The organism is Pseudomonas sp. GW821-FHT09C09, assembly GCF_059418105.1.
The window spans coordinates 1-17,634 of sequence record NZ_JBWKPF010000006.1 but is presented as its reverse complement, the minus strand read 5'-3'; the positions used below and the strand labels follow the sequence as shown (position 1 = coordinate 17,634).

16 protein-coding genes are annotated in these 17,634 nt (G+C 61.6%); 12 read left to right on the top strand and 4 right to left on the bottom strand.

The window, feature by feature from the left end; all coding sequences use genetic code 11:
* Positions 1–65 precede the first annotated feature (65 nt).
* Complete coding sequence (gene ftrA, locus AC07NR_RS19735; protein ID WP_495079223.1) at positions 66–1,055, top strand: transcriptional regulator FtrA; 990 nt, start codon at positions 66–68, stop codon at positions 1,053–1,055.
* Here the strand turns inward: ftrA and cobF are convergent.
* Together cobF and AC07NR_RS19725 are read right to left on the bottom strand one after the other, a co-directional pair.
* The gene (cobF, locus tag AC07NR_RS19730; RefSeq protein WP_495079222.1) at positions 1,024–1,779 is read right to left on the bottom strand and encodes a precorrin-6A synthase (deacetylating); all 756 of its coding nucleotides are present in this window, start codon (positions 1,777–1,779) and stop codon (positions 1,024–1,026) included. The genes ftrA and cobF overlap by 32 nt on opposite strands.
* Positions 1,776–2,348 carry a histidine phosphatase family protein gene (locus tag AC07NR_RS19725; RefSeq protein WP_305837901.1) on the bottom strand — a complete coding sequence of 191 codons (573 nt, stop codon included), beginning with the start codon at positions 2,346–2,348 and terminating at the stop codon, positions 1,776–1,778. The genes cobF and AC07NR_RS19725 overlap by 4 nt, the downstream gene beginning before the upstream one ends.
* A 319-nt stretch (positions 2,349–2,667) precedes the next feature.
* Here AC07NR_RS19725 and AC07NR_RS19720 point away from each other — a divergent pair, with 319 nt between their 5' ends.
* From AC07NR_RS19720 to AC07NR_RS19685, 8 genes are all read left to right on the top strand, one after another.
* A complete protein-coding gene (locus AC07NR_RS19720) occupies positions 2,668–3,522 on the top strand; it encodes a MurR/RpiR family transcriptional regulator (protein WP_085708712.1) in 855 nt (284 codons plus the stop codon).
* 2 nt (positions 3,523–3,524) lie between these two features.
* Entirely contained in the window at positions 3,525–4,169 is a 645-nt protein-coding gene (locus AC07NR_RS19715) for a cysteine hydrolase family protein (RefSeq protein ID WP_114882193.1), read from the top strand.
* Positions 4,166–5,497, top strand: coding sequence for a type I glutamate--ammonia ligase (locus AC07NR_RS19710; protein WP_248738898.1), 1,332 nt, complete (start codon positions 4,166–4,168; stop codon positions 5,495–5,497). The genes AC07NR_RS19715 and AC07NR_RS19710 overlap by 4 nt, the downstream gene beginning before the upstream one ends.
* The gene (locus tag AC07NR_RS19705; protein ID WP_495079221.1) at positions 5,481–6,233 is read left to right on the top strand and encodes an N-formylglutamate amidohydrolase; all 753 of its coding nucleotides are present in this window, start codon (positions 5,481–5,483) and stop codon (positions 6,231–6,233) included. The genes AC07NR_RS19710 and AC07NR_RS19705 overlap by 17 nt, the downstream gene beginning before the upstream one ends.
* Before the next feature lie 87 nt (positions 6,234–6,320).
* Positions 6,321–7,670, top strand: a complete 1,350-nt coding sequence (locus tag AC07NR_RS19700; protein WP_085708716.1) for an APC family permease — start codon at positions 6,321–6,323, stop codon at positions 7,668–7,670.
* A 118-nt stretch (positions 7,671–7,788) separates the two neighbouring features.
* Positions 7,789–8,805: an arginine N-succinyltransferase gene (locus AC07NR_RS19695; RefSeq protein WP_248738895.1), complete on the top strand. Its 1,017-nt coding sequence runs from the start codon at positions 7,789–7,791 to the stop codon at positions 8,803–8,805.
* Positions 8,806–8,860: 55 nt separating this feature from the next.
* Positions 8,861–9,895, top strand: coding sequence for an arginine N-succinyltransferase (gene astA / locus AC07NR_RS19690; protein WP_495079220.1), 1,035 nt, complete (start codon positions 8,861–8,863; stop codon positions 9,893–9,895).
* Positions 9,896–10,055: 160 nt separating this feature from the next.
* Positions 10,056–10,925 carry an isocitrate lyase/PEP mutase family protein gene (locus AC07NR_RS19685; RefSeq protein ID WP_085708719.1) on the top strand — a complete coding sequence of 290 codons (870 nt, stop codon included), beginning with the start codon at positions 10,056–10,058 and terminating at the stop codon, positions 10,923–10,925.
* A gap of 88 nt (positions 10,926–11,013) precedes the next feature.
* On the opposite strand, the gene AC07NR_RS19680 is transcribed toward AC07NR_RS19685, so the two are convergent.
* Complete coding sequence (locus AC07NR_RS19680) at positions 11,014–12,249, bottom strand: M20/M25/M40 family metallo-hydrolase (RefSeq protein ID WP_495079219.1); 1,236 nt, start codon at positions 12,247–12,249, stop codon at positions 11,014–11,016.
* 84 nt (positions 12,250–12,333) lie between these two features.
* The gene (locus AC07NR_RS19675) at positions 12,334–13,407 is read right to left on the bottom strand and encodes a diguanylate cyclase (RefSeq protein ID WP_495079218.1); all 1,074 of its coding nucleotides are present in this window, start codon (positions 13,405–13,407) and stop codon (positions 12,334–12,336) included.
* A 185-nt stretch (positions 13,408–13,592) separates the two neighbouring features.
* Here AC07NR_RS19675 and AC07NR_RS19670 point away from each other — a divergent pair, with 185 nt between their 5' ends.
* The 3 genes from AC07NR_RS19670 (at position 13,593) to hglS (ending at position 17,493) form a co-directional block, all read left to right on the top strand.
* On the top strand, positions 13,593–15,047 hold the full coding sequence (locus tag AC07NR_RS19670; protein ID WP_305837916.1) for a flavin-containing monooxygenase: 1,455 nt from the start codon (positions 13,593–13,595) through the stop codon (positions 15,045–15,047).
* A gap of 16 nt (positions 15,048–15,063) precedes the next feature.
* Entirely contained in the window at positions 15,064–16,002 is a 939-nt protein-coding gene (locus tag AC07NR_RS19665; RefSeq protein WP_265815039.1) for an alpha/beta fold hydrolase, read from the top strand.
* 111 nt (positions 16,003–16,113) lie between these two features.
* Entirely contained in the window at positions 16,114–17,493 is a 1,380-nt protein-coding gene (gene hglS / locus AC07NR_RS19660) for a 2-oxoadipate dioxygenase/decarboxylase HglS (RefSeq protein ID WP_495079217.1), read from the top strand.
* Positions 17,494–17,634: the final 141 nt, after the last annotated feature.

The window sequence follows — 17,634 nt, the reverse complement described above, 5'->3', positions numbered from 1 at the left end:
CTTTATCGAGCCGCCGCTTACCGCTACAGTGGCGCACAAGACACTCACCGGGAAGTTTCCGCCAAATGCCTGATTCACCTGGATTGGTCGCGATACTGGCCTACGACGGCCTGTGTACATTCGAGTTCGGCATCGCCGTGGAGATCTTCGGCCTCGCCCGGCCGGAGTTCGATTTCCCGTGGTACGCGCACTGCATTGCAGCGGTGGATCAAGGCCCGATGCGCGCCATGGGCGGGATTCAGGTGCTGGCCGACGGCGGTCTGGAGCTGTTGGCGCAGGCGCGCACCATCATCATTCCCGGCTGGCGTGACCGCAGCGCGCCGGTGCCGGAAGCCTTGCTCGAAGCATTGCATGATGCGCACTCGCGCGGTGCCCGGTTGCTGTCGATCTGCTCGGGCGTGTTTGTTTTGGCAGCCAGCGGGCTGCTCGATGGGCATGGCGCCACCACCCACTGGCGCTACACCTCGGAACTGGCCGAGCGCTTCCCGGCCATTGATGTCGACCCGGACGTGCTTTACGTCGATTCAGGTCAGTTGATCACTTCGGCCGGCAGCGCGGCGGGGATCGACGCCTGCCTGCATCTGGTGGCGCGGGACTTCGGTACTCAGGTGGCCAACTCGGTGGCGCGGCGGCTGGTGATGTCGCCGCAGCGCACCGGCGGTCAGGCACAATTCATTCCGACACCGGTGAGTCCGACGCCACGCAGTGATTTGTCGCGCGTGATGCAGTGGGCCCGCGAGCGCCTGCACGAACCGCTGGAAGTGCGCGACCTGGCCAGCGAAGCGGCGATGAGCGAACGCACCTTCCTGCGCAAATTCACCGAGGCCAGCGGCCAGTCACCCAAGGCCTGGCTGCAACACGAGCGTCTGGCCCGGGCCCGGGAATTGCTGGAAAGCACGCCGCAGAACACCGAGCAGATCGCACTGCGCTGTGGTTATCGCTCGGTGGAAAGCTTTCGCGTGGCGTTTCGCAGCGTGGTCGGGGTTCCGCCATCGGTGTATCGCGAGCGCTTTGGTCGCGAGGTCAAGGCTTGCGCAACAGATAGGTGTCCATGATCCAGCCATGCTCGGCCCGCGCGGCCTTGCGTACTCGCTCGATCTCATCGGCAACATCACTGAGTTTGCCGCTGATAAGGATTTCATCCGGCGTGCCGAGGTAGGCGCCCCAGTAGATCTCGGTCTGCTGATCCGCCACCCGATGGTAGGAATCTTCCGCATCGAGCATCACCACCAGGCTGTCGGTATCACTCACCTGCCCCGCCGCCAGGCGTCGGCCGGTGGTGATTTCAATCGAGTGGCCGATGGTGTTCAGCGGCACTTTGTGCTGCGCCGCCAGGGCCTGAACGCTAGTGATGCCGGGGATCACGTCGAATTCGAATGCGCATCGCCCCGAGGCCAGGATTGCCTGAAGGATGCGAATCGTACTGTCGTACAACGCCGGATCGCCCCACACCAGAAAACCGCCGCACTGCCCGTCAGCCAATTCGTCATTGATCAGGCGTTCGAAGGTTTGCTGCTTGGCGCGATTCAGATCATCGACGCTGGCGCTGTAGTCCACATCGCCGCGCTCGCGCTCCGGGCTGTGGGCTTCGGCGAAACGGTACGCAGGATCAGTGATGTAGCGTTCGCAGATTTCGCGACGCAGGTCGATCAGCTTGTCCTTGCTCTGGCCCTTGTCCATCAGGAAAAACACGTCCACCTGATTGAGCGCCTTCACCGCCTGCATCGTGATGTAGTCGGGGTTGCCGGCGCCAATGCCGATGACCAGCAATCGCTTCATGATCGGTCTCCTCCAGTATCGATGCCGGACAAGCGTAGCCGCCAGCGTCCGAAGAAACTCAACTCGACCACCGCCAACGGCTCGACATCGATGCTGTGGAAGGCCTGGCCCTGCATGACCTGCATCAGCGCTGCCCGAATGATGAACGGATGCGTGACGGCCACGACATGACCCGGCGTGGTTTGCAGGGTCGCCAGCCATGCGGCCACCCGCTCGCCGAGTTGCGCCACCGATTCCCCGCCATGGGGCGCGGCGTCGGGATCTTCGAGCCAGGCTTGCAGCGCTTCGAGTTCATTTCGCTGCAGGTCCTTGATCGATTGCCCGTGCCAGCGCCCCCAGTCGCAATCGCGCAAGGCCTCATCAACCTGCGCATCATCACCGAACCATTGAGCCGTCTGACGCGTGCGCAATTCCGGGCCACAAATCAAACGGCGTGACATCTCGAACCGAGCGGCCAGCGAGTCAGACGCTACAGCGCTTTCTTCAACAGCTTCGTTCGTAGGAAAACGCGCCAATTTCTGTGAGACGGTTCTGGCATGGCAAATCAAGGTCAAACGGGTGGCTTGCACAATGCGTCACTCGGTCAGAAGGTAAAAAACACCCGGCGAAGTGCCGACAGGGCAGCAATTGTGCCGTAAACCGGAGGGTTCAGGGCAACACCATTCAATTGACCACCCTCAACAAAGCGCCAATGTCTGACGCAACAATGGGCAATGGACTACAAGATCGATCGACAGACGTGTAGCCCTTGCTACACGGGCATCTCGCCCCATTTTGGGGCTTCACGGACGCTGCGGAAAATTCACTAGACATGTAACGTCAGTTACATAAATACTGTTTTAACGGATTGTGAAGCGAATTCAACACACCCATCCAGCAGGAGCCCGGATGCCCCCTCTCAGAGACCTGATTACTGATCCCGGCCTGGACCTTACGCCCTCAGAGCGCAAAGTCGTCCGGGCCTTGCTCGATCAGTACCCGCGCAACGGGCTCGGCCCGATGGCGCGGCTGGCCGAACACGCCGGCGTCAGCGATCCGACCATCGTGCGTCTGGTAAAAAAACTCGGTTTTGGCGGTTACGCCGAATTCCAGGATGCCCTGCTCAGCGACATGGACCATCGCCTGAGCTCGCCGCGTACGCTGTTGCAACCCCGTTCGAACCTGAACCAGGACGATGCCTGGAGCCACTATCTGGCCCACAGCCACAACCTGCTGGCGGAAACCCAGGCCCTGACCCAGCCCGAAGACGTGCGGATTCTCGCGCAATGGCTGCTCGATACGCGCCATCAGGTCTACTGCTTCGGCGGGCGCTTCAGCAGCCTGATGGCCACTTATCTGCTCAATCACTTGCGTCTGCTGCGCCCCGGCTGTTTCGCGCTGGAGGACAACGCGCAACTGCCGGATCGCCTGTTCGACCTGCAACGCCAGGACGTGGTGCTGGTGTTCGACTATCGCCGCTACCAGACCCAGGCCCTGCGCGTGGCCACTGCGGCCAAGAACAACAATGCGCGCGTCGTGCTGTTCACCGACATTTACGCCTCGCCGCTGCGCGAACTGGCCGACATGATCATCAGCGCCCCGGTGGAATCGGCTTCGCCGTTCGACACCATGGTCCCGGCGCTGGCCCAGGTTGAAGCGCTGATCGCTTGCCTGACCCTGCGCAGCCCGGACCTGGCCGATCGCCTGGAAGGCATCGACGCCCTGCGCAACGACTTCGACACCCACTTGCTGGAGGATAAATAAGGATGTTCAGCCTTCCCCACCGCTCGCCGCGGGACCTGCCGTTTGTCACCGACCACACCGCACTGTTGCTGGTGGACATGCAGCGTGCCTGGCTCGAGCCGCAGTTCGACCCGCACCTCGAAGGCCCGGACGCCGCGTACTTCCTCAATCGCACGCGCTCGCAAGTGGTGCCAAATCAGGTGCGTCTGCTCAACGCCTTTCGCGACGCACGGCAGAATGTGCTGCACACCCTGATCGAAAGCCTGACCGCCGACGGCCGCGACCGCTCGCTGGATCACAAACTGTCGGACATGCACCTGCCCAAGGGCAGCCCGCAGGCACAGGTCATCGCCGAACTGACCCCGGCAGAAAACGAAATCGTGCTGCCGAAGACCTCCTCCGGGGTCTTCAACTCGACCAACATCGACTACGTGCTGCGCAACCTTGAAACCCGTCATCTGATCATCGCCGGTATCGTCACCGACCAATGTGTGGACATGGCCGTGCGCGACGCCGCCGACCGTGGCTATCTGGTCACCCTTGTGGCGGACGCCTGCGCGACCTACACCGAGGCACGCCACGATGCCTGCCTGAACGCGATCAAGGGCTACTGCTGGATCACCGACACCGATACCGTCCTCGGTCGTCTGCGGGAGATGCAGCCATGAGCGAGCGCCTGTCGCCGTTACCGATGACCACCATCGTCACCACCGACCTTATCGGCATCACCCGGGGCCGTTCGTTTCCCAGTGATGAGCTGGAGCACTATCAAGCGGCCGGTTGCGGTTGGGTGCCGGCCAACAGCGCTTTGACGCCGCAGGACATCATCGCTTCGACCAACCCGTGGGGCGCCTACGGCGATCTGCGGCTGATTCCCGACCTCGCCAGCCGCGTCACGGTGGGCAACGGCCCGGACGCCGCCGCCCCGGCGCTGGACTTCATCCACGGCGACATCCGCGAGACCGACGGCCGCCCGTGGGGCGCCTGCCCGCGCACACTGCTGAGCGATGAAATCGAGCGTTATCGCGATCAGCTCGGGTTACAGGTCAACGCCGCGTTCGAACACGAATTCAACCTGCACGCCGGGTTTGCCGAACACCTGGCGTTTTCTCTCGAATCCCAGCGCCAAGGCGCTGAATTCGGCGGCTGGCTGCTCAGCGCATTGCGCGCCGGCGGTGTCGAGCCGGAAATGTTCCTGCCTGAATACGGCAAGCACCAATACGAAATCACCTGCCGACCGACTCTGGGTGTCGCGGCGGCGGATCGAGCGGTGAACGTGCGCGAAATCACCCGTGAAATCGCCCGGCAGATGGGCCTGGACTTGAGCTTCGCGCCGAAGACCGCCGCCGACGCAGTGTGCAACGGCGTGCACCTGCACGTCAGTCTGCTTGATCTGGCCGGGCAGCCGATGCTCTACGACGCCGGCACCAGCAATGGTTTGTCCACGCTGGGCCAGCACTGGGCGGCGGGCGTGTTGCATTACTTGCCGGCACTGTGTGCGTTCACCGCACCGACACCAGTGTCGTACGAGCGTTTGCAACCGCATCACTGGAGCGCGTCCTACGCCTGTCTGGGCCAACAGAACCGCGAAGCGGCGCTGCGCATCTGCCCGACCGTGAGCCTGGGCAACAAACCCGTGGCGAAGCAGTACAACCTGGAATTCCGCGCCATGGACGCCACCGCCTCGCCGCACCTGGCGATGGCTGCGCTGCTGATCGCCGGACGCCTGGGCATCGAACAGCGTCTGGCGCTGAACGCAATCACCGATGAAATCCCCGATGCACTCAACGACGAACAACGCGAGGCGCGGGGCATCGTCGCCCTGCCCGCCTCTTTGGCTCAGGCACTGGATTGCCTGCGTCGCAGCGAAGCGCTGATGGCAGCGCTGCCGGCACCGTTGCTCGACACGTATTTCGCCCTTAAAACCGAGGAACTGGCGCTGACGGAACAGCTCTCGCCCGCTGACCTGTGTGAGCACTATGCACGCCTGTACTGAATCCGCCGAGCTTGGGTTGTACACCCGACCGGTCTACAACCTGACCCGTGAAGATTCGACGCACCCGCTGATTCTGGTGTGCGAACACGCCAGCCGCTACATCCCCGATGCCCTGAACAATCTGGGACTGGATGACACGGCTGCGCGTGAACACATTGCCTGGGACATCGGTGCGCTGGAGCTGGCCGAACAACTGTCGGAAAAGATCGGCGCCACGCTGTTGAGTGCCAATTATTCGCGACTGTTGATCGACCTCAACCGGCCACGCCATGCCCCGGACAGCATTCCGGCGCAGAGCGAAATCTACCAGGTGCCGGGCAATCGCGAGCTCGACGAAGCCACCCGCGAATACCGTCGCCAGTGCCTGTTCAAGCCGTTTCACACCCGGCTGCAACAACTGATCGACGAACGTCTGGCCGAAGGCCGGCCAGTGCGGGTGGTGGGGATTCACAGTTTCACCCCGATCTATTACGGCCAGCCGCGTGAGCTGGAAGCCGGCGTGCTGTTCGGTCAGGCCAAGGCATACGCCCAGCGCCTGCTCGACGGGCTCGGTCAGCATCCGCTGAAAGTCGCCGGCAACCAGCCGTACAAAATCGACCCGCTGGGCGATATGACCGTGCCGGTGCACGGCGATGCCCGAGGCCTCGAATCGGTATTGATCGAGGTGCGCAACGACCTGCTGCGCAGCCCGGAAGCGGTTTCCCGCTGGGCAAATCATCTGGCTCCACTGCTTTGAACATTGCTGTAAACACTGCTGACGCTGTAAACGACGGACCGACATAACAACTAAAACGACCGATTGGCTGACAAGGAGTTGCGCTTCATGGAAATAGAAGAGTTCGGCTACAAACAGGAGTTGAAACGTAGCCTGACACTGACCGACCTGGTGGTGTACGGGATGATCTTCATGATCCCCATCGCCCCGTTCGGCGTGTATGGCTACGTCAACGCCGAGGCACCGGGGATGGTGCCTCTGGCGTACATTATCGGCATGGTGGCAATGGTTTTCACCGCGCTGAGCTACGGCAGCATGGCCCGGGCCTTTCCGATTGCCGGCTCGGTTTATTCATACGCGCAACGGGGCCTGAATCAACACGTCGGCTTCCTCGCCGGCTGGCTGATGCTGCTCGACTACCTGCTGATTCCGCCGCTGCTCTACGTCTATGCGGCGATGGCGCTCAACCACTTGTATCCGGACATCCCGAAAGTCGGATTCATCCTCGCCTTTCTCGTCAGCGCGACCTTCGTCAACCTGCGCGGCATCACCTTCACCGCCCGTATGAACATCCTGTTCCTGCTGGCGCAGCTGGTTGTGTTGGGGATTTTCCTGTTCTACGCCTGGAACGCCCTGCACAACGGTGGCGGCAACGGCCAGTTGACCCTGGCGCCGCTGTATCACCCGGAAACCTTCAATTTCGCCCTGCTGATGCAAGCCGTGTCGATTGCGGTGCTGTCCTTCCTCGGTTTCGATGCGATCTCCACGCTTGCCGAAGAGATCAAGGGCGATCCGGGCCGCAGCGTCGGCAAAGCGGCGTTGATCACCCTGGTGGTGATGGGCGCGATCTTCGTCGTACAGACCTGGATCGCCACCGATCTGGCCGCCGGCATGGGCTTCAAGTCCGCCGACACCGCGTTCTATGAAATCGCCGAAATCGCTGCCGGCAGCTGGCTCGCGACCCTGACCGGCGTGGCCACGGCTCTGGCCTGGGGCGTGGCGGTGGCGATCACTTCGCAAGCGGCGGTCTCGCGCCTGCTGTTCGGCATGGCCCGCGACGGCAAGCTACCGAAAGTGCTGGCCAAGGTTCACCCGAAACACAACACGCCTTACCTGAGCATTTATCTGGTGGCCGTGCTGTCGCTGGTGATCTGTTACCTGTTCATCAACTCGGTGGACACCCTGACCTCGCTGGTCAACTTCGGCGCCTTGAGCGGCTTCATGCTGCTGCACCTGACCGTGATCAATTACTACTGGCGCCGACAGAAGTCCGGCCAGGTGATCCGTCACCTGATCTGCCCGGTGATCGGCTTCGGCATCGTCGCGGCCATCATGTACAACATGGGCGTCGATGCGCAGAAGCTCGGCCTGATCTGGATCGCCTTGGGTCTGGTGTACCTGTTCTTCCTGAACAAGCTCGGCGCCAGTACCGCGCTGCCTGACCCGAGCAATGGCTGACAAGAAAAAGGGCGGCGTCTGACAAGAATTCAGGCGACCGCCGCTTTAACGCGTGGAAACCGACAGTGATAGTCAGGTTCGGCGAATGGGCCGAACCTTTTGATACAGGAGTGCATCCATGCTGGTCTTACGTCCAGTCGAGCCAAACGACCTGCCTCAATTGCAACAACTGGCTCGCGACAGCCTGGTGGGCGTCACGTCCCTGCCGGATGACAGCCAGCACCTGGGCGAAAAGATCGTCGCGTCCTGCGCCTCGTTCGACACGAATGTCGCGGCCCAGGGCCCGGAGAATTACTTTTTCGTGCTGGAAGATCTGGACAGCCGTCGCCTGGTCGGCTGCTCGGAAATTCTCGCCACGGCCGGCCATAACGAGCCGTTCTACAGCCTGCGCAACCGCCACTTCACCAGCGCTTCGCGGGAACTGAACATCGAACATGGCGTTCCGGCGCTGTCGCTGTGTCACGACCTCAGCGGTCACACGCTGCTGCGCGGTTTTCACATCGACGCAGCGCTGGTGCGCACGCCGTTTTCCGAGTTGCTGTCACGGGCGCGCCTGCTGTTCATCGCCGCCCATGCGTCACGTTTTGCCGAAGCGGTGATTACCGAAATCGTCGGCTACAGCGACGCTCAGGGCCACTCGCCGTTCTGGGATGCGCTGGGAAAACATTTCTTCGACCTGCCCTACGTCGAGGCCGAGCGCCTGTGCGGCTTGCAGAGCCGTACGTTTCTCGCCGAACTGATGCCGCAATACCCGATCTACGTGCCGATGCTGCCGCTGGCGGCGCAGGAGTGCATCGGCCGCATCCACCCGGACGGTCAGGAAGCGTTCGACATCCTTGAGCGCGAAGGCTTTGAAACCAACAGCTACATCGATTTGTTCGATGCCGGACCGACCTTGTACGCGCGCACCGCCAACATCCGCTCGATCGTGCAGAGCCAGATCGCAACGGTTAAAGAGGAACCTCTGATCGACGCCCGCGGTCGTTATCTCGTGAGCAACGACGCACTGCACGGCTTCAGGTCGGTGGTCGCCGAGCTGGATTACCAGCCCGGTCAGCCCCTGGCGCTGACCCCGGCGATATGTGCGGCGCTGAACGTCGGCGCTGGCGACTCGATCCGGGTGATTGCCCTGTGAACCGCGCCCTCACCCAACGACAGTGCCCGAGCAGGCGCGCAAAAGGAGTTGCAGCATGATTGTCCGTCCGGTCCAAGTCAGCGACCTGCCAGCGTTGATGACGCTGGTGCAACAGGCCGGGCCGGGGTTCACCACCCTGCCCGCCAACGAAGATCGCCTGGCCCACCGGGTACGCTGGGCGCAGCGCGCCTTCGCCGAGCAGGTCGAGCGGGCCGATGCCGATTATCTGTTTGTGCTTGAAGACGACGAGCAGCGAGTGGTCGGGGTCAGCGCCCTGGCGGGGGCCGTCGGCCTGCGCGAGCCCTGGTACAACTATCGGGTTGGGCTGACCGTCAGTTCGGCACCGGATCTGGGCATCCAGCGGCAGATCCCGACCCTGTTCCTCAACAATGAACTGACCGGCCAATCGGAACTGTGCTCGCTCTTCCTGCGCCACGACCAGCGTCACGGCAGCAATGGGCGTCTGCTGTCGCTGGGGCGCTTGCTGTTTGTCGCCGAGTTCCCGCACCTGTTCGGCGAAAAGATGATCGCCGAACTGCGAGGCAGTGCCGACGAGCAAGGCTGTTCGCCGTTCTGGGACAGTCTGGGCCGGCACTTCTTCCAGATGGACTTCAGCCATGCCGACCATTTGTCCGGGCTGGGCAACAAGTCGTTCATCGCCGAACTGATGCCACGCCAGCCGCTGTACACCTGCCTGCTCACCGAACAGGCTCAGGCCGTGATCGGCCAGGCCCACCCCAACACCGAGCCGGCGCTGAAAATCCTCCAGTCCGAGGGTTTCGCTCACAAAGGTTACATCGACATCTTTGACGGTGGCCCGGTGATCGAGGCGCCGATCCGCAGTATCCGCACGGTACGCGACAGCCTGGAACTGACCCTGAGCATTGGCGCGCCGGATGATCAGGCGCCACTGTGGCTGATCCACAACCGCCGTCTGGAAAACTGCCGCATCACCGTCGCTGCGGGCCGCCGGGTCGGCAGCAGTCTGGTGATCGACCGCCTCACCGCCAAACGCCTGCAGTTGCAGCCGGGCAACTCGGTGCGGGCAGTGCCGCTGCCCAATCAACAGCAGCAGGCGGTGGCGGCCTGAGTGCCTCTGCCTGCTACAAGAAAGTCTGAACAGGTTTTTCCTGGTTAACTTCCTCGTTAATTCGTCATGATCCTTGACCCATTGGCGTGATAGCCTTTTCACCTTCGGCGTTGACACCTTTGCTCAAGCCTTTCCATTCCTTTGTATTGGTGGAACTCGTATGACCAGGCTTTCTCATCAAGATTTGCGCCGTAACTTCCGTCAGCTGCTGGCTTCCGACACCTGCTATCACACCGCCTCGGTGTTCGATCCGATGTCTGCCCGCATCGCCGCTGACCTGGGTTTTGAAGTAGGGATTCTCGGCGGCTCGGTCGCCTCGTTGCAGGTGCTGGGCGCCCCGGACTTTGCCCTGATCACCCTCAGCGAATTCGCCGAGCAGGCCACCCGTATCGGCCGCGTCGCCCAGTTGCCGGTGATCGCCGACGCCGACCACGGCTACGGCAACGCGCTCAACGTGATGCGCACCATCGTCGAACTGGAACGCGCGGGCGTCGCCGCACTGACCATCGAAGACACCCTGCTGCCAGCACAATTCGGCCGTAAATCCACTGACCTGATCACCGTCGCCGAAGGCGTCGGCAAGATCCGCGCGGCACTGGAAGCCCGGGTCGACTCGGAAATGGCGATCATCGCCCGGACCAACGCCGGCATCCTGCCGAACCAGGAAATCATCAGCCGCACCAAGCATTACCAGGCCGCCGGCGCTGACGGTATCTGCATGGTCGGCATCCAGGACTTCGATCAGCTCGAGCAGATCGCCGAACACCTGACCGTCCCGCTGATGCTGGTCACCTACGGCAACCCGGCGCTGCGCGACGACAAACGTCTGGCCGAGCTGGGTGTGCGCGTGACCATCGACGGCCACGGTGCTTACTTCGCGGCGATCAAGGCCACTTATGACAGCCTGCGCGAACAGCGCCAGATCTTCACCCAGGCCTCGGACCTGAGCGCCACCGAACTGACTCACACCTACACCCAGCCTGAGGAATACATCCTCTGGGCCAAGGAATACATGAGCGTCAAAGAGTAACCTCTCACCACGCTACAAAGAGGCAGAGCGGCCCGACGCCATTACGAGTCCACTCGCATGGCGCCCGCCGCGAAACCGCTAGCTGCCGTTAGTGTTTCGCCAACTCCATAATCATCCGCGACAACAGATAAATCCGCGGCGCCACACTCTCCACCTCGGCATACTCCTCCGGCGTATGAATATTGCCGCCAACAATCCCGAACCCATCCAGCGTCGGCGTCCCCACCCCGGCCGACAAACTGGCATCCGCCGCCCCGCCGCTGCCTTCTTCAGTCAGCTTGCGGCCAATCTCGCCGTAAATCCCCTGAGCCATCGCCATCAAACGATCCGACTCCGCCGTCTGCGGCATCGGCGGCAAGCCGCGTTGCAACGAAGTCTTCACTTCGGTATCGGGAATCAACTTGTCCTGCGACACCCGCGCCAGATCCTTCTCGATCCGGTCGAACTCTTCCGGCACCGCCGCCCGCACGTCAGCCTTGGCCGTGGCCTGATCCGGGATCACGTTGGTGCGGTCGCCAGCCTTGAGCACAGTGAAGTTGATGGTGGTTTTCTTGGCTTCGTCGCCGAGCTTGCCCAGTTGCAGGATCTGATGCGCGGCTTCCATCGCCGCGTTGCGCCCCAGTTCCGGTGCGACGCCGGCGTGGGCGGCTTTGCCCTTCACTTCGACCAACGCGGTGGCACTGCCCTTGCGCCACACCACCAGACCATCGGCCGGACGGCCCGGTTCGAGGTTGAGGGTCACATCGTGGAGTTTGGCGGTTTTCTTGATCAGGTCGGTGGCGACGTCCGAGCCGGTTTCCTCGCTGGCATCGAGCAGGAACGTGATTTGCGCGTAGTCCTTGAAGTCGAGGTTCTTGAGGATTTTCAGCGCGTAGATGCCCGCGACGATCCCGCCCTTGTCGTCCATCACGCCCGGCCCATAGGCGCGGCCGTCCTTGATCGTGAACGGACGCTCGGCGGCGGAGCCTTCCTTGAACACCGTGTCCATGTGCGCCATCAGCAGGATTTTGGCCTTGCCGGTGCCTTTGAGCGTGGCGAGTAAGTGGTTGGTTTTTTCAGGAGTGTTGGGTACCAACTCAATAGTCGCGCCAAGCTTTTTCAGCTCGTCGATGGCGATTTCGCTGACTTGCTTGAGGCCTTTTTCATCGCCGGAACCGGAATCGATATTCACCAGCCGCTCCAGCAGTCTCAGGGCTTCGGGTTTGTATTGCTCGGCGTCGGCCAGCACCTGTTTGTGTGGTTCGGCAAAGGCGTCAGCGGCTGCGAAAGAGAAGGTCAGGCCGAGACCGGCGGCCAGCAGAGAACGAGGGAATTTGAACGTCATGAATCAATCCTTGTTTCGTGTCGGGTACTGAACCGTACCTGACATCGCCGCAAGGCTCTATCCCGGATGCGACACCCCATCCGTTCAAACCGAACCCAGCACCTCGCGCCGTGGCTTGTCGTCATTGCAACAGATCACCCGGTTGCGCCCGGTCGCCTTGGCCTCGTACAGCGCCTGGTCAGCGTCATTCAGCCAGCGTGTCGCATCGCCGTGAGCCGGATCGAGTGCGGCCAGGCCGATGCTCAGACTGACTTTCAACGCCGGATTCTGCTCGTAGACCAGAAAGGAAAAACGCTCGCGCAAGGCTTCCATCACCTGCGCCGCATTGAACAGCGGCAAGTCCGGCAGGATCACGCAAAACTCGTCGCCGCCGTAACGCCCGGCCACGTCCGCCATCCGCAGGTTCTGCTTGAGCATCTTGCTCAACTGGCGCAGGACGATATCGCCCGCCACATGGCCGTAGGTGTCGTTGATCGCCTTGAAGTGATCGATGTCGATCAGCGCAATCGCCGCGCCTTTTTGCTGGCCTTTGCAGCGCAGGAATTCGATGTCCAGTTGATCCTTCCAGGCGCCGTGGTTGAGCAGTCCGGTGAGGCTGTCGGTACGGCTCAGGGCCAGCAATTCACGTTTCTGCACGCCCAGGGTGTAGGCCTGACGAAAGCAGATCCAGCCCAGCGCCAACGGGTACAACATCAACAACGGCAGACAGGCATACATCTGTGCCGGTGTGGTCGCCGGAATAAAGGCCGGGGCGAACACCACCAGCCCGACACCGACGCCCAGCAACTGCGCCGCCGACCCTGCGAGCAAAAAGCGCAGACCGCCGATGGCGACATTATTCATCGCCATCATCGAAATGGTCGTGGCACTGGGCAGCGGATTGAATTGCATGGCCGCGACCCAGAGGCCGCCAAGGAAGGCATCGATCAGCAAGTTGCGGTGTTCGGCGTGGTAAGGGACTTTCGAGCGTCGTGCCCACTGATACGCCAGGTGTGGCCAGACCAGGCCGTTGAACAACATCAGCGCCCAGACCCAGGCGGGGGGATCGAGCGGATACATCGCGACGCTCACGCACAAAAGCCCCAGGACCAGCCCCAGGGTTCGCGATGTGTAAAGCCTCCTGGCCAGTGAAAGTCCCTTTCCTCCCGTTCTTCCCATAAGGGCCTCGAGTACACCGCAAAAGGATGTGCTCGGAGTCTAACAGGGCAACGTTAAATAGCCATCACCGGCCAGCGGCCGGCAGTCTCCGACCCCGCGGCCCGCCATTTCCGGCACACGGCAGGCAAATGATTGGCTATACATGAAAGGTGGAAAATGGAAAAAAGACTCTAAGAAGGAGGCCCATGCAGACCTATCAAGTGTTGATCATCGGCAGCGGATTTGGCGGCCAGTGCGCTGCGGTCAATTTGCTCAAGGCCGGCGTCGACGATTTTCGCTTGCTGGAGCGGCGGGACTTTTTCGGCGGCACCTGGTGCCAGAACACCTACCCCGGCGCGGCGGTGGACGTGCCATCGCCTCTGTATTCGCTGTCGTTCGCACCCTACCCATGGACGCAGATGTTCGCCGGACAGGCCGAACTGCATCGCTACACCGAACACGTCATCGAGCGTTTCGGCCTGCGCGAGCGGGTGGAGCTGCAAGCCAATGTCGAGCACATCGAGTGGGATGAAAACGAAAAACGCTGGGCCGTACACACCGGCGCCAAGGGCATCTATTACGCGCAGTTCGTGATCAATGCCACCGGGCCGCTGAGTCAACCGGTCGTCCCACACTTCCCCGGTCGGGATCGTTTTCAAGGCAAGACCTTTCATACAAACAATTGGGATCACAGCTACGACTATCGCGGTAAACGCGTGGCGATCGTCGGCAGCGGTGCCAGTGCCGTGCAGGTGATTCCGACGATTGCACCGGATGTCGCGCACTTGCACGTCTTTCAGCGCACCCCCCATTGGGTGCTGCCGCGCCCCGACCGAAAATTCGGACGTTTCCAGCGCTGGCTGCTGGGGCTGAAACCGGCCTGGAAGCTGCTGCGCTGGCTGATCTACTGGCAGTTCGAAACCCGGATCATCGCCTTCAAATATTCGAAACCGGCGATTCACATGGTGCAGAACCAGGCGCTGAAATTTCTCAAACGCCAGGTGACCGACCCCGAGTTGCGGAAAAAACTGACGCCGGACTTCACCATCGGCTGCAAACGGGTATTGCTCTCCAACACCTATTATCCGGCGCTGACCCGGCCCAACGTCACCTTGCACAGCCGCGAACAAGGTATCGCCGCGCTTGATGAAACCGGCATCGTCACCACGGATGGCCAGCACATCGACGTTGATCTGATTGTCTGGTCGACCGGTTACGACGCCACCGATGGCGTGATTTCCTACCCGGTCAGCGGAAAAAACGGCGTAAAACTGCGCGATGTCTGGGCGCAATACCCACGCGCCTACCTCGGCACCAGCCTGCCGGACTTTCCCAACCTGTTTATCGTCACCGGGCCCAACACCGGCATCGGTCACACCTCGGCGCTGTTCATCATCGAATCGCAGATGAACTACATCCTCGACTGCATCCGCACCGTACAGGCCAAAGGTCTGCGCAGCATCGAAGTTCGCCCCGAAGCAGAACGTACCTACACTCAGATGATTCATCGGGAAATGGAACGCACGGTCTGGAAAACCGGCGGCTGCCACAGTTGGTATCAAAGCAGGAGCGGTCATGTGATCGCGATGTTCCCCGGATTCAGTTTCAGCTATCACCGCTTGACCCGGGCGCTGAAACCGGCCGACCACATACTGTCTTGAACAAGGAAGACCCACGATGCTTTTGCTGTTTGTCGCCCTCGCAGTTTTCGTGGCCTGGAGCTGGTTGAGCTACCCGGCGGTCGGTCACTGGCTCTACGACCTGAGCGCAGCTTTGGAGGCCAGGCTGTACCGGTTGCACAAGATTGAAGTGCCGATCGCCGAAATGACGGTGTCGACCTGGCAAGGCGGGCCTTACGAGGCGTCGAGCAGCATTCTGATGCTGCACGGCTACAGCGCCGAAAAGAACCTGTGGCTGCGTTTCGCCCGGCACTTTGTCGGGCAGTACCGGGTGATCATCCCGGACCTGGCCGGTCACGGCGAAACCGGCTTCAAGGCCGGTGGTGGCTACGACATTCCGGTTCAGGCCAAACGAATGATCCAGTTGCTCGACGTCTGCGGCGTCGAGAAGGTCCACGTGATCGGCAACTCCATGGGCGGTTACATCGCCGCGTGGCTGGCAGCGACCTACCCGGATCGCATCGCTTCGGTGGCGCTGATCGACCCGGCCGGCGTCACCGCGCCCGAGGCCAGCGACATGGAGCGTCACCTGGCTCGTGGGCACAATCCGTTCCTGATCAACTCCCGGGAAGAATTCCGACACTTCTATGCGATGACCATGGCCTCGCCGCCGTGGGTGCCCGGTCTGGTACTCGACGCCATTGCCCAGCGCTACGAGCAACAACGGGACGAACTGGAAGAGATCTTCCGGGACTTTCGCGCAAGTCCGCCGATGGAACCGAAGTTGCCGGACATCAAATGCCCGGCGCTGTTGCTCTGGGGCCGCAAGGACCGGTTGATCGATGTCAGCAGTGTGCCGGTGTGGAGCAAGGGCATCGCCAATCTGCGGGTGGATGTGTGGGATGGCGTCGGGCACATGCCGATGGTCGAGCAGCCGTCGAACACGGCGCGTTTGTATCGGGAGTTCCTGGGGGAAAACTCACGCGCAGACAGGTAAACGGTCAGTCGTTGGCAGAATGAAGTTCGTAGGATTCTTCGTTTGCCCGCGCCGGCGAAGGCTGCGATCTTTTCCTCCATCCTTTACGTGACCGTGCCAGGAATTTTTTTCATGACCGTGCAGCCGTTCGTCAGCCCCGACCTGATCCGCCAACGCTTCTCCAAAGCGATGTCCGACATGTACCGCGAAGAAGTGCCGCTGTACGGCGCACTGATGGAACTGGTGGAGCAGACCAACCGCGAAGTGCTGGCCCGCGAACCGCAGATCGCCAGTCAACTGCACAGCACCGGCGAAATCGAACGGCTGGACATGGAGCGCCATGGCGCGATCCGCGTCGGCACCGCCGCCGAACTGGCCACCCTCGCCCGTCTGTTTGCGGTGATGGGCATGCAGCCCGTGGGTTATTACGACCTGACGCCTGCCGGGGTGCCGGTGCATTCCACGGCGTTTCGCGCGGTGCATGAAGATGCGCTGCAGGTCAGCCCGTTCCGGGTGTTCACTTCGTTGCTTAGACTGGAATTGATCGAAGATCCTGAGCTGCGAGCCTTTGCTCAATCGGTGCTGGATCAGCGTTCGATCTTCACCCCGGCCGTGCTGCGCCTGATCGAGCTGGCCGAATCGGCTGGCGGGCTGAATGAATCCGAAGCCGGGGAATTTGTCCTGCAGGCGCTGGAGACTTTTCGCTGGCACCACAGCGCCACCGTCACCGCCGCGCAGTATCAGACCCTCAGCGCCCAACATCGTCTGATCGCCGATGTCGTGGCCTTCAAGGGCCCGCACATCAACCACCTGACTCCGCGCACCCTGGACATCGACATCGTTCAGGCGCAGATGCCGCTGCATGGCATCACGCCCAAAGCGGTGATTGAAGGGCCACCACGCCGGCAGCATCCGATCCTCCTGCGCCAGACCAGTTTCAAGGCGCTGGACGAGCCGATCGCCTTTACCGACCAGACGCAAACCCGCGGCAGCCACAGCGCCCGGTTTGGCGAAATCGAGCAACGCGGTGCGGCGCTGACACCCAAGGGCCGGGCGTTGTATGACCGTCTACTGAATGCGGCGCGGGATGAATTGGGCGATTTTCCCAACGAAGCCAATGCCTCACGCTACAACGCGCTGATGACCCGGCACTTCAGCGAATTCCCTGACAGCCTCGATGGCATGCGCGAGCAGGAATTGGCGTACTTCCGTTATTTCCTGACAGACAAAGGGCTGGCGGCGGGTCGTCCCGCTGAGGTTTCGCTGCAAGCTTTGTTGCGCAACGGCTATGTGAAAGCCGAACCGCTGGTGTACGAAGATTTCCTGCCGGTGAGTGCGGCGGGGATTTTTCAGTCGAACCTGGGGGACGCCGCGCAGACGCACTATGGCGAGCACTCCAACCGGCAGTCGTTCGAACTGTCGCTGGGACGTTCGACCATCGATGAACTGGGCTTGTATGCAGAGACTCAACGGCGTTCGATCGAGGAATGTTTGAAGGCACTTGCCCGATAACGCGACGAGGCAGCACTTGGCCATACTGCGCAAGAAGTTGCGCAGTTCCCCGTAATAAAAACCCCATCAGAATCGCTGCAGCCCTTGCACATCAAGGGCTGCAGCCAAGTGCGCAAGAAGTTGCGCAGTACTGCGCAACTT

Coding starts and splice junctions, on each gene's coding strand:
- AC07NR_RS19695 (WP_248738895.1), top strand. CDS start 7,789: ATGCTGGTCTTACGTCCAGTCGAGCCAAACGACCTGCCTCAATTGCAA.
- cobF (WP_495079222.1), bottom strand. CDS start 1,779: ATGAAGCGATTGCTGGTCATCGGCATTGGCGCCGGCAACCCCGACTAC.
- AC07NR_RS19670 (WP_305837916.1), top strand. CDS start 13,593: ATGCAGACCTATCAAGTGTTGATCATCGGCAGCGGATTTGGCGGCCAG.
- AC07NR_RS19700 (WP_085708716.1), top strand. CDS start 6,321: ATGGAAATAGAAGAGTTCGGCTACAAACAGGAGTTGAAACGTAGCCTG.
- ftrA (WP_495079223.1), top strand. CDS start 66: ATGCCTGATTCACCTGGATTGGTCGCGATACTGGCCTACGACGGCCTG.
- AC07NR_RS19715 (WP_114882193.1), top strand. CDS start 3,525: ATGTTCAGCCTTCCCCACCGCTCGCCGCGGGACCTGCCGTTTGTCACC.
- AC07NR_RS19680 (WP_495079219.1), bottom strand. CDS start 12,249: ATGACGTTCAAATTCCCTCGTTCTCTGCTGGCCGCCGGTCTCGGCCTG.
- AC07NR_RS19685 (WP_085708719.1), top strand. CDS start 10,056: ATGACCAGGCTTTCTCATCAAGATTTGCGCCGTAACTTCCGTCAGCTG.
- astA (WP_495079220.1), top strand. CDS start 8,861: ATGATTGTCCGTCCGGTCCAAGTCAGCGACCTGCCAGCGTTGATGACG.
- hglS (WP_495079217.1), top strand. CDS start 16,114: ATGACCGTGCAGCCGTTCGTCAGCCCCGACCTGATCCGCCAACGCTTC.
- AC07NR_RS19710 (WP_248738898.1), top strand. CDS start 4,166: ATGAGCGAGCGCCTGTCGCCGTTACCGATGACCACCATCGTCACCACC.
- AC07NR_RS19720 (WP_085708712.1), top strand. CDS start 2,668: ATGCCCCCTCTCAGAGACCTGATTACTGATCCCGGCCTGGACCTTACG.
- AC07NR_RS19675 (WP_495079218.1), bottom strand. CDS start 13,407: ATGGGAAGAACGGGAGGAAAGGGACTTTCACTGGCCAGGAGGCTTTAC.
- AC07NR_RS19705 (WP_495079221.1), top strand. CDS start 5,481: ATGCACGCCTGTACTGAATCCGCCGAGCTTGGGTTGTACACCCGACCG.
- AC07NR_RS19665 (WP_265815039.1), top strand. CDS start 15,064: ATGCTTTTGCTGTTTGTCGCCCTCGCAGTTTTCGTGGCCTGGAGCTGG.